Origin of the sequence: Streptomyces sp. 13-12-16 (genome assembly GCF_002114215.1) — a bacterium.
Lineage (GTDB): Bacteria > Actinomycetota > Actinomycetes > Streptomycetales > Streptomycetaceae > Streptomyces.
Map to the genome: position 1 here is coordinate 1 of NZ_NCTE01000330.1, position 10924 is coordinate 10924.

A 10924-nucleotide genomic window follows, 5' to 3' on the forward strand; every position below is an offset into this window, starting at 1 on the left:
GCGTGGGCCAGGGACTCGCGCATCAGGCACAGGTCGAGGGCGCCGGAGGTGAACAGGCGGGACAGCAGGCCGAGGGTGCCGAGTTCGGCGAGGAGGGGGCGGTCGACCCGGCCGGGTTCACCCTTCTCGGCGAGTGGTCGCAGGCGTTCCGCGGCCAGGGTGCGCAGCTCCGCGCACCAGGCGAGTCGTGCCGGTTCGAGCGAGAATGCGGTCATCGCCGGTCCCTTCCCTCGCCGCTGGGCCACTCCCGAGGTTATCGCGGGCCGTTGACTGCCGTCACCAACACGATACGCTCCTGATGCGAGCCCACCACGCCAAGGGGGCGAACCGTCATGAATCCACGGGCCACCGCGCACGTCGACACCTTCGCCCGCGACCACCTCCCGCCACCCGACCAGTGGCCCGAGCTCCGCTTCGACCTGCCGGATCTGCACTACCCCGACCGGCTGAACTGCGCCGCCGAGCTGCTGCACGGCCCGCCCGACGGCCGCCCGGCGTTCCGCACCCCCGACGGCACGACCTGGACGTACGGCGAGCTGCGCGCCCGCGTGGACCGGCTCGCGCACCTCCTCACCGGTGACCTCGGGATCGTCCCCGGCAACCGGGTGCTGCTGCGGGGCCCCACCACACCGTGGCTGGCCGCCTGCTGGCTGGCGGTGCTGAAGGCGGGCGCGATCGCCGTCACCGTGCTGGCCCAGCAGCGCCCGCACGAGCTGAGCACCATCTGCGAGATCGCCGAGGTCCGCCACGCCCTGTGCGACATCAGGTCCGTCGACGACCTCGCCAGGGCCGGGGTCCCCGGCCTCTCCCTCACCACCTACGGCGGCGACTCCCCCGGCGACCTGCTGAACCGTCCGGCGCCCACCACGCCGTACGAGGCCGTGCCGACCGCGGCCGACGACGTGGCGCTGATCGCCTTCACCTCCGGCACCACCGGACGCCCCAAGGGCTGCATGCACGTCCACCGGGACGTGCTGGCGATCGCGGACACCTTCTCCCGGCACGTGCTGAAGCCGGTCGCGGACGACGTGTTCGCCGGCAGTCCCCCGCTGGGTTTCACCTTCGGCCTCGGCGGCCTGGTGGTGTTCCCGCTGCGGGCCGGGGCTAGCGCGCTGCTCCTCGAACAGGCCCACCCCGGGCAGCTGTTGCCCGCGGTCGCCGAGCACGGGGTGTCGGTGCTGTTCACCGCGCCCACCGCCTACCGCGCGATGCTCGCCGGGCTCGACGGCCACGACGTCTCGTCGCTGCGCCGCTGCGTCTCGGCGGGCGAGAACCTGCCCGCCGCCACCTGGCGGGCCTGGCACGAACGCACCGGGCTGCGGATCATCAACGGCATCGGCGCCACCGAACTGCTGCACATCTTCGTCTCCGCCGCGGACGAGGCGATCCGCCCCGGAACGACGGGAGTTCCGGTCCCCGGCTGGCAGGCGCGCGTGCAGGACGCCCACGGTGCGCCCGTGCCCGACGGGGAGCCGGGACTGCTCGCGGTGCGCGGCCCCGTCGGCTGCCGCTACCTCGCCGACCCGCGCCAGCGGGAGTACGTGCGCGACGGCTGGAACATCACCGGCGACACCTACGTCCGCGACCCCGACGGCTACTTCCGCTATGTCGCCCGCGCCGACGACATGATCATCTCGGCCGGGTACAACATCGCGGGCCCCGAGGTCGAGGACGCCCTGCTGCGCCACCCGGACGTCGTGGAGGCGGCGGTGGTCGGGCGGCCGGACGAGGCGCGCGGCCAGGTCGTGGTGGCGTACACGGTCGTCGGGGAGGGCGCGGAACGCGACGCCGAGGCGCTGCGCGCCTTCGTGAAGTCCGAGCTCGCGCCGTACAAGTGCCCGCGGGAGATCGTGTTCATGGACGCCCTGCCCCGCACGGCCACCGGCAAGCTCCAGCGGTTCCGGTTGCGCGCTCACCCCGGGGCGGGGGACGACCGTGCGTGATGCCGGGGAATCCCGTCATCCGTATACGACTTAAGATGATCAACGTGTCCGACCAGCAAGCCCCTCACGCTCCGAGATCCCTCATCGTCACGCTCTACGGCGCGTACGGCCGCTTCGCGCCGGGCCCGGTGCCCGTCGCCGAGCTGATCCGGCTGCTGGCCGCGGTCGGCGTGGACGCCCCGTCCGTCCGCTCCTCGGTGTCCCGGCTCAAACGGCGCGGCCTGCTCCTCCCCGCACGTACCGCACAGGGCGCGGCCGGATACGAACTCTCGCCCGAGGCACGCCAGTTGCTCGACGACGGCGACCGCCGCGTGTACGCCACCGATCCGCCGGAGGACGAGGGCTGGGTGCTCGCCGTGTTCTCCGTACCGGAGTCCGAACGGCAGAAGCGGCACGTCCTGCGCTCCCGGCTGTCCGGCCTCGGCTTCGGCACGGCGGCCCCCGGCGTGTGGATCGCCCCCGCGCGGCTGTACGAGGAGACCAGGCACACCCTGGAGCGCCTGCGCCTCGACAACTACGTCGACTTCTTCCGCGGCGAGCACCTGGGCTTCGCGCCCACCGCGGAGGTGGTGGGCCGCTGGTGGGACCTGGCCGGGATCGCCGAGCAGCACGAGGCGTTCCTGGACCGGCACGCGCGTGTGCTGCGCGCCTGGGAGCGGCGCACCGACACCCCGCCCGAGGACGCCTACCGCGACTACCTCCTCGCCCTGGACTCCTGGCGCCACCTCCCCTACACCGACCCCGGCCTGCCCGCCGCCCTGCTGCCCGCCGACTGGCCGGGCCTCCGCTCGGCGGCCGTCTTCCGCTCCCTGCACGAACGGCTGCGGGACGCGGGGGCGGCGTTCGTGGGCCTGTAGCGGCCCGCTCCCGCTCAGCCGATCCTCAGCTCGTTCATCCCGTCCTCTCACATTCCTCGCCTAGCCTCCATCGCGTCGCAGGGCGGACGGGGGAAGAGAGGACGGTTGCGCATGACCACCACGGCGAGGCCCCGGGGGGCCACCGTCTGGCTCACCGGGCTGCCGAGCGCGGGCAAGACCACCGTGGCCGGACTGCTCCGTGACCGGCTGCGGGCGGACGGACGCAGGGTGGAGGTCCTCGACGGCGACGAGATACGCCGCTTCCTCACCGCGGGCCTCGGCTTCTCCCGGGCCGACCGGTGCGCGAACGTGCGGCGCGTCGGCCTGGTCGCCGAGGTGCTGGCCCGCAACGGCGTGGTCTGCGTCGTCCCGGTCATCGCCCCGTACGCCGAGAGCCGTGACGCGGTGCGCGCCCGGCACGCGGCGAGCGCGACACCGTACTTCGAGGTGTACGTCGCCACCCCGGTGGAGGTCTGCGCCGCACGGGACGTCAAGGGCCTGTACGCCCGTCGGGCCGCCGGCATGCTGACCGGGCTCACCGGCGTCGACGATCCGTACGAGCCGCCCGCCGACCCGGCGCTGGTCCTGCGCACGCAGGCGCAGACCCCGTGGGAGTCGGCCGACGCGGTCCACGCGATGCTGGCGGAGCACGGACTGGCCCGGCGGGCGGGGCTCGTGACGTCCGGGGTCAGCCCCCGAGGCCGAGACGGGGCTTGGGTGCGTCCGTGCGGCCGGTCCGGGGCCGCCTGCTGCCCGCCAGGTACGGTGCCGGCCAGACCGCGCCCGGACCCTCGTAGCCCTGCTCGGCCGCCGCGTGGAGCGTCCAGTGGGGATCGTAGAGGTGGGGGCGGCCCAGGGCGCACAGGTCCGTACGCCCGGCCAGGATCAGGGAGTTGACGTCGTCCCAGGAGGAGATCGCGCCGACCGCGATCACCGGGACGCCCGCCTCGTGCCGGATCCGGTCGGCGAACGGGGTCTGGTACGAGCGCCCGAACTCCGGTGTCTCGTCGGCCACGACCTGCCCGGTCGACACGTCGATCGCGTCGGCGCCGTGCGCGGCGAAGGCGCGGGCGATCGCGACCGCGTCGTCGGCCGTGGTGCCTCCCTCCGCCCAGTCGGTGGCGGAGATGCGGACGGTCATCGGCCGGTCCCCGGGCCACACCGCGCGCACCGCGTCGAACACCTCAAGCGGGAAGCGGAGCCGTTTCTCCGGTGAGCCGCCGTAGGCGTCGGTGCGGTGGTTGGTGAGCGGGGAGAGGAATCCGGAGAGCAGGTAGCCGTGGGCGCAGTGCAGTTCCAGCAGGTCGAACCCGGCCCGCGCGGCCCGCACGGCGGCGGCCGTGAACTGTTCCCTCATGTCGGTGAGCTGGGCCCGGGACAGTTCGCGGGGCACCTGGCCGCCCGGCCGGTACGGCAGGGGCGAGGCGGCGACGAGGGGCCAGTTGCCGTCGTCGAGCGGCTCGTCCATGCCCTCCCACATCAGCTTGGTCGAGCCCTTGCGGCCGCTGTGGCCGAGCTGCACGCCGATCGCGGTGCCGGGCGCCCGCGTGTGCACGAAGTCGGTGATCCGCCGCCACGCCTCGGTCTGTCTGCCGGTGTAGAGGCCGGCGCAGCCGGGCGTGATGCGCCCTTCGGGGCTGACGCACACCATCTCGGTCATCACCAGTCCGGCCCCGCCCAGCGCGCGGGCGCCGAGGTGCACGAGGTGGAAGTCGCCGGGGACGCCGTCGACCGCCGAGTACATGTCCATGGGCGAGACGACGACCCGGTTGCGCAGGGTCAGTCCGCGCATCCGGAACGGGGTGAACATCGGGGGCGTACCGGGCGGGCAGCCGAACTCGCGCTCCACGGCCCCGGTGAAGCGGGCGTCGCGCAGCCGCAGGTTGTCGTGGGTGACGCGGCGGCTGCGGGTGAGCAGGTTGAAGGCGAACCGGCGGGGTGGCTGGTCGAGGTGGAGGGACAGGTCCTCGAACCACTCCAGGCTGGCGCGGGCGGCGCGCTGGGTGGAGGCGACGACCGGTCGGCGTTCCGTCTCGTACGCGGTCAACGCGGTTTCCAGGGAGGGCTGTTCGTCCAGGCAGGCGGCGAGTGCCAGCGCGTCCTCAACGGCGAGCTTGGTGCCGGAGCCGATGGAGAAGTGCGCGGTGTGGGCGGCGTCGCCGAGGAGCACGATGTTGCCGTGCGACCAGCGGTCGTTGACGACCGTGCGGAAGGTGGTCCACGTCGAGTTGTTGGACTTCAGGGGGCGTCCGCCGAGCGCGTCGGAGAAGATCTTGGCGCAGCGTCCGACGGACTCCGCCCCGTCCGTCTCGTCGAATCCGGCGGCGCGCCAGACCTCGTCGCGCATCTCGACGATCACGGTGGAGGCGTCGGCGGAGTAGGGGTAGCCGTGCAGTTGCATCACGCCGTGCTCGGTCTCGGCGATCTCGAAGCGGAAGGCGTCGAAGGGGAAGTCGGCGGCCAGCCAGATGTAGCGGCAGCGGTGCTCGGTGACGTGGGGCCGGAACACGTCCGCGAAGGCCTCGCGGGTGGCGCTGTGGACCCCGTCGGCGGCCACGACCAGGTCGTACGTCCGCGCCAGCCGGGCGGGGTCGGGCGCCTCGGTCCGGAAGCGCAGATCGACTCCGAGGGAGTGGCAGCGGTCGTGCAGGATCTGCAGGAGGCGGCGCCTTCCCAGGGCGGCGAAGCGGTGCCCTCCGGAGGTCTGGAGGGTGTTCCGGTGGACGATGTCGATGGTGTCCCAGTGGACGAAGGCCCGCTGGAGGGCTCCGTAGACCTCCGGGTCGGCGTGTTCGATGCCGCCGAGGGTCTCGTCGGAGAGGACGACGCCGAAGCCGAAGGTGTCCTCGGGGGCATTGCGTTCCCAGAGGGTGACCTGGCGGTCGGGGGCGAGGCGTTTGAGCAGTGCGGCGGTGTAGAGGCCGCCGGGGCCTCCGCCGATGATCGCCACCCGAAGGGGGTGGTTCTTCTTGTCGGGCGGGTGCGGCGCCGTCGTGGTTGACCGCGCCCACGCGGCGGTGGCCGCGGATTCAGAACGGCCCCGCGCCCCTGAGGACGACGCGGTCCCCTCGGTCGAGAGCATCCCCCTACCTCCCCTGCCACTTCGGCGGGCGCTTCTCGGTGAACGCCGCATGGAACTCGGCATAGTCCTCGCCGTTCATGAGCAGGGCCTGGGTCGAGGCGTCCAGTTCGATCGATGCCGACAGGGGCATGTCCAGTTCGGCCGTCAGGAGGGCCTTGGTCTGGGCGTGGGCCAGGGCCGGACCGTCGGCCAGGCGGCGCGCCAGGGTCCGGGCGGCCTCGTCCGTGCCGCCCTCGTCGGCGAGTGCGCTGATCAGGCCGATGCGTTCGGCCTCCGGTGCGCGCACCGTGTCGCCCAGCATCAGCAGCCGGGTGGCGTGGCCCAGGCCGACGACCCTCGGCAGCAGGTACGCCGCGCCCATGTCGCCGCCCGACAGGCCGACCCGGGTGAAGAGGAAGGCGAAGCGGGCACTGGGGTCGGCGACCCTGAAGTCGGCGGCCAGGGCGAGGACCGCGCCGGCGCCCGCCGCCACTCCGTGCACCGCGGCGATCACCGGGAACGGGCACTCCCGTACCGCCCGCACCACCTGGCCGGTCATCCGGTTGAAGTCGAGGAGCCGGGCGGTGTCCATCGAGAGGGTGGCGCCGATGATCTCGTCGACGTCGCCGCCGGAGCAGAAGCCGCGCCCCTCGCCGGCCAGCACCAGGGCGCGCACCGCCCGCTCCCGGGACAGCTCGGCGAGCAGGTCGCGCAGGTCGGCGTAGGCGCCGAAGGTGAGCGCGTTGAGCTTGTCGGGGCGGGCGAGGGTGACGGTGGCGACGCCGTCGGCGACGTCGACGCGCAGATGCTCCCAGCGGGCGGTGCGGGCGGCGGAACCGGTGAAGGGACTCATGAGGGCGGCCTCCTAGGGCGGGCACTGCGCTGCTCAGTGAGCTCTGCACAATGAAGTTATCACCCGTCGGTGACCGTCGTCACGCGCACGCGATACGACGTTCGGGCGCCGTCCCGTGCGCGGTGGGACCCCGCCCCCTCGAAGGGCCGTACCGGGTGCGCCGTACCATGGGCGGCTGAAAGCAGGGGCGCCCGCTCCATGAACGGACTCGCTGTGCACGAACCTCCCATCGCCTCCACCTCCTGGCGCGTCGCGCTGCCGCACACCACCGCGGCGGTGCCCGTGGCCCGTGCGCTGGTCCGTACGGCACTGGCCGAGCGGGAGCACTCCGCCGACTGCGACACGGCGGAGCTGCTGACGGCGGAGCTGGTGGCGAACGCCGTGGAGCACACCTCGGGGAGCACGCCGATAGAGCTGGTGGTGCGGCTGCTGCCGACCGGCTGCCAGGTCGAGGTGCACGACGCCGATCCGGAGCCGCCCGGCGACCTCACCCGCCCGAGCCCCCTCGGCATGCCCGACCCCTGGCAGGAGCACGGGCGGGGGCTGCTGCTGATCCGCGCCCTCAGCTCGTCCTGCGGGCACCGCCCCACCGAGTCCGGCAAGGCGGTGTGGTTCCGGCTGCCGGGTCAGCGGCGCCCGGTCTGAGCGGGACGCGGGAGCTCAGGCGAGGGTCGCGACCAGGACGGCCTTGATCGTGTGCATACGGTTCTCCGCCTCGTCGAAGACCACCGAGTGCACCGACTCGAACACCTCGTCCGTCACCTCCAGGGAGGTGAGGCCGTGGGTCTCGAAGACGTCCCGGCCGACCTTGGTGCCGAGGTCGTGGAAGGCGGGCAGGCAGTGCAGGAACCTGACGTCCGGATTGCCGGTGGCGCGCAGGACGTCCATGGTCACCGCGTACGGGGCGAGGGCCTTGATCCGCTCGTCCCAGACGTCCTTGGGCTCCCCCATGGAGACCCAGACGTCCGTGGCGACGAAATCGGCGCCCGCGACGCCCTCGGCGACGTCCTCGGTGAGCGTGACGCGCGCCCCGCTCGACGCGGCCAGCTCCCGCGCCCGGTCGACGACCTCCTGGGCGGGCCAGTAGGCCTTCGGGGCGACGACGCGTACGTCCATGCCCAGCAGGGCCGCGGTCACGAGGTAGGAGTTGCCCATGTTGAAGCGGGCGTCGCCGAGGTAGGCGAAGGCGATGCCGGTGAGCGGCTTGGCGCTGTGCTCGGTCATCGTGAGCACGTCGGCGAGCATCTGGGTGGGGTGCCAGTCGTCGGTGAGCCCGTTGTAGACGGGCACCCCCGCGTACGCGGCGAGCTCCTCCACCTTGGCCTGGCTGTCCCCCCGGTACTCGATCCCGTCGAACATCCGGCCCAGCACCCGCGCGGTGTCCTTCACGGACTCCTTGTGGCCGATCTGCGAGCCGGACGGGTCGAGGTACGTCGTCGAGGCTCCCTGGTCGGCGGCCGCGACCTCGAACGCGCAGCGCGTACGCGTCGAGGTCTTCTCGAAGATCAGCGCGATGTTCCTGCCCCGCAGGTACCGGTGCTCGGTCCCGGCCCGCTTGGCGGCCTTCAGTTCGGCGGCCAGCTCCAGCAGGCCGAGGAACTCCGGCGCGGTGAAGTCCAGCTCCTTGAGGAAGTGGCGGCCGGCGAGGGCGGTCGGGACAGTCGCCATGGGGTGCTCCAGGGATGGGGGACACGAACCCTTGGAAGTGTATACGAAGTTTTGTATTTCTATACGGCTCGTTTCCGTACGGCTTGTTCCCGCGCAGCTCGTTCCCGTACGGCGCTCACACCGCGTCCCGCTGGACGGGACAGCTCATGCAGCGCGGCCCGCCCCTGCCCCGGCCCAGCTCGCTGCCGGGGATCTCTATCACCTCGATGCCCTGCTTGCGCAGGTGTGTGTTGGTGGTGGCGTTCCGCTCGTAGGCGACGACGACGCCCGGTTCGACGGCCAGGACGTTGCAGCCGTCGTCCCACTGCTCGCGCTCGGCGGCGTGCACGTCCTGGGTGGCGGTCAGCACCCGGATCTCGCTGAGCCCCAGCGCGGCGGCGATCGCGCGGTGCATGTGCTCCGGCGGGTGGTCGGTGACCTTCAGCTCCTTGTCCCCCGCGCCCGGCTCGATGGTGTACGAGCGGAGCATGCCGAGGCCCGCGTACTGGGTGAAGGTGTCGCCGTCGACCATCGTCATCACGGTGTCGAGGTGCATGAAGGCACGTCGCTTCGGCATGTCGAGCGCGACGATGGTCTCGGCGGAACCGGCCGCGAACAGCTTGTGCGCGAGCATCTCCACCGCCTGCGGGGTGGTCCGCTCGCTCATCCCGATCAGCACCGCGCCGTTGCCGATGACCAGCACGTCCCCGCCCTCGATGGTGGACGGGTAGTCGGCCTGCCCCTGGGACCAGACGTGGAAGGGCTCCGCGCGGAACAGCGGGTGGTGCCGGTAGATCGCCTCGAAGTGCACGGTCTCGCGCTGCCGGGCCGGCCACCGCATCGCGTTGATGGCGACACCGTCGTAGATCCAGGCGGAGGTGTCGCGGGTGAAGAGGTGGTTGGGCAGCGGGCCGAGCAGGAAGTCGTCGAGCTCCATGACGTGGAAGCGCACGGAGGTCGGCTCCGGGTGGGCGTCCAGGAACTCCCGCTTGGTCATCCCGCCGATCAGCACCTCGGCGAGCTCGGACGCCGGGAGCGTCTCGAACGCGGCCCGCAGGTGGTCGGTGGCCAGCGGGCCGTACTCCTTCTCGTCGAAGACGCGGTCCAGGACGAGCGCGCGGGCCTCCGGGAGGTCCAGCGTCTCGGCGAGCAGGTCACCGAAGAGGTGGACGGTGACGCCCCGGTCGCGCAGGACGTCGGCGAACCCGTCGTGCTCGGCGCGCGCCCGGCGCACCCAGAGCACGTCGTCGAAGAGCAGGGCGTCCTTGTTGCTGGGGGTGAGCCTTTTGAGCTCGAGGTCGGGCCGGTGCAGGATGACGCGGCGCAGCCGACCGGCCTCGGAGTCGACGTGGTAGGTCATGCCTTTCATCCTGACCCTCCGGGCGCGTGTTCACCCCTGCCTTCGGGTCATCGACTCGGGCCGGGCCAGCAGCCGCCGCGCTCCGGGCCCGCGCTCCAGCCCGGCCCGGGCGACGATCCACCCGGCGAGGAGGTGCGGGTCACCGGGATCGCGGGCCAGGCCGTCGTCGTACCCGGCGAGCGCGGCGGCGGCGTCACCGGCGGCGAGGTGCTCGTCGGGGGTGCGGGGGTCGGTGGGCGGGAGGGCGAAGGCGTGGGTGCGCACGTCGGGCCAGGGGGCGCGGTCGGGGCGGAGACGGAGCTCGGCCGTCGTCGCCGGGTCCACGTTCCGCAGCCGCCATTCGGTGCGGTGCAGGACCGCTGCGGTGCGGGCGCGGGTCAGGGCGGCCGCGGGTACGGGTTCGCGCAGCCAGCCGTCCAGGGTGCGGGCGAGACCGGTGACCAGGGCGTGGCCGGTCCCGGTGAGGCGTCCGCTGGTGAGGAGGGTGCGTACGGCGAGCCTGCTCTGCGTCCGGCGCAGCGCGAAGTGGTAGGCGGCCGTCCCGGCGTGCTCCGGGTCCGTCATCCGGTCCCGCCAGAACCCGGCGACGCCGGTGAAGGCGTAGGCGCCGTGCAGCAGACCGGTGAGATGGCGCGGGTCGGGGCGCCAGGGGGCGTAGTAGCGCTCCGCGCGGTCGTCGTCCAGCAGCGGGAAGAGGTGGATCAGCGCGGCGAGCTTGCTGTGCTGGAACTCGTGGACCAACGCCTCCGCCAGGGCGAGCGGTGAGGAGGGGCGGGCGATGACCATCGCGCCGTAGGAGTCGCCGCTGGACGCGGAGACCCGCACGTCGGGCGGCGGCGGGGGCAGCAGGCTCGTCCGCGCCCACGGTACGACGGCCCGGATCACGGCGGGATCGAGCCGCCCGGGCCCCGTGCCCTTCCCGTTCGCGAGGATCGCCACGGCCTCGTCGAACAGCCCTTGCCAGGCCAGCGCCTCCTCGGCGTCCAGCCGGGCGGGCGGGACGGGATCGTCGAGGTCGCGGTAGGGGTCCAGGTCCTCCAGGGGTACGGCGACGGGGCCGACGGCGAGGGTACGGAGGGGAAGCCAGTGGGGGTCGTCGGCGGGCGGCGCCCCGGTCACCGGGACGGGAGCGGGGCGGCGGGTCAGACTCCGCCGCCTGCCGTCGGGGCCCGGCCCGCCGAGGGTGAGCACGCCGGCGCGGGT

General features: G+C 73.1%; 8 protein-coding genes and 2 pseudogenes. 4 read left to right on the top strand and 6 right to left on the bottom strand.

Features of this window, described 5'->3' with window-relative positions; all coding sequences use genetic code 11:
* Positions 1-215: pseudogene (locus B7767_RS13895) on the bottom strand (acyl-CoA dehydrogenase); the annotation flags it as partial.
* A gap of 117 nt (positions 216-332) precedes the next feature.
* Here B7767_RS13895 and B7767_RS13900 point away from each other — a divergent pair.
* The 3 genes and pseudogenes from B7767_RS13900 to cysC form a co-directional block, all read left to right on the top strand.
* Positions 333-1943 carry an AMP-binding protein gene (locus B7767_RS13900; RefSeq protein WP_085572460.1) on the top strand — a complete coding sequence of 537 codons (1611 nt, stop codon included), beginning with the start codon at positions 333-335 and terminating at the stop codon, positions 1941-1943.
* Between the two features lie 35 nt (positions 1944-1978).
* Positions 1979-2800 (top strand): PaaX family transcriptional regulator C-terminal domain-containing protein, encoded by an 822-nt coding sequence (locus B7767_RS13905; protein WP_085572461.1) that lies wholly within the window; start codon positions 1979-1981, stop codon positions 2798-2800.
* A gap of 111 nt (positions 2801-2911) precedes the next feature.
* Positions 2912-3457: pseudogene (gene cysC, locus B7767_RS13910) on the top strand (adenylyl-sulfate kinase); the annotation flags it as partial.
* Between the two features lie 31 nt (positions 3458-3488).
* On the opposite strand, the gene B7767_RS13915 reads toward cysC, so the two are convergent.
* Positions 3489-5882, bottom strand: a complete 2394-nt coding sequence (locus B7767_RS13915; protein ID WP_085572462.1) for a bifunctional salicylyl-CoA 5-hydroxylase/oxidoreductase — start codon at positions 5880-5882, stop codon at positions 3489-3491.
* A gap of 4 nt (positions 5883-5886) precedes the next feature.
* Entirely contained in the window at positions 5887-6714 is an 828-nt protein-coding gene (locus tag B7767_RS13920) for an enoyl-CoA hydratase family protein (RefSeq protein ID WP_085572463.1), read from the bottom strand.
* Between the two features lie 198 nt (positions 6715-6912).
* Between B7767_RS13920 and B7767_RS13925 the strand changes: the two genes are divergently transcribed.
* Positions 6913-7359 carry an ATP-binding protein gene (locus B7767_RS13925; protein ID WP_085572464.1) on the top strand — a complete coding sequence of 149 codons (447 nt, stop codon included), beginning with the start codon at positions 6913-6915 and terminating at the stop codon, positions 7357-7359.
* 15 nt (positions 7360-7374) lie between these two features.
* Here the strand turns inward: B7767_RS13925 and argF are convergent, their stop codons facing one another.
* The 3 genes from argF to B7767_RS13940 form a co-directional block, all read right to left on the bottom strand.
* Positions 7375-8382: an ornithine carbamoyltransferase gene (gene argF / locus B7767_RS13930; protein WP_085572465.1), complete on the bottom strand. Its 1008-nt coding sequence runs from the start codon at positions 8380-8382 to the stop codon at positions 7375-7377.
* Between the two features lie 115 nt (positions 8383-8497).
* Positions 8498-9721, bottom strand: a complete 1224-nt coding sequence (locus tag B7767_RS13935) for an arginine deiminase (protein WP_085572466.1) — start codon at positions 9719-9721, stop codon at positions 8498-8500.
* A 30-nt stretch (positions 9722-9751) separates the two neighbouring features.
* On the bottom strand, positions 9752-10924 hold a 1173-nt coding region (locus B7767_RS13940; RefSeq protein WP_107486089.1), incomplete at its 5' end, for an HEXXH motif-containing putative peptide modification protein.

Bases quoted from the DNA above. Each gene is read 5' to 3' on its own strand.
- B7767_RS13935 (WP_085572466.1), bottom strand. From the start codon at position 9,721: ATGACCTACCACGTCGACTCCGAGGCCGGTCGGCTGCGCCGCGTCATC.
- B7767_RS13920 (WP_085572463.1), bottom strand. From the start codon at position 6,714: ATGAGTCCCTTCACCGGTTCCGCCGCCCGCACCGCCCGCTGGGAGCAT.
- B7767_RS13900 (WP_085572460.1), top strand. From the start codon at position 333: ATGAATCCACGGGCCACCGCGCACGTCGACACCTTCGCCCGCGACCAC.
- B7767_RS13925 (WP_085572464.1), top strand. From the start codon at position 6,913: ATGAACGGACTCGCTGTGCACGAACCTCCCATCGCCTCCACCTCCTGG.
- B7767_RS13915 (WP_085572462.1), bottom strand. From the start codon at position 5,882: ATGCTCTCGACCGAGGGGACCGCGTCGTCCTCAGGGGCGCGGGGCCGT.
- argF (WP_085572465.1), bottom strand. From the start codon at position 8,382: ATGGCGACTGTCCCGACCGCCCTCGCCGGCCGCCACTTCCTCAAGGAG.
- B7767_RS13905 (WP_085572461.1), top strand. From the start codon at position 1,979: ATGATCAACGTGTCCGACCAGCAAGCCCCTCACGCTCCGAGATCCCTC.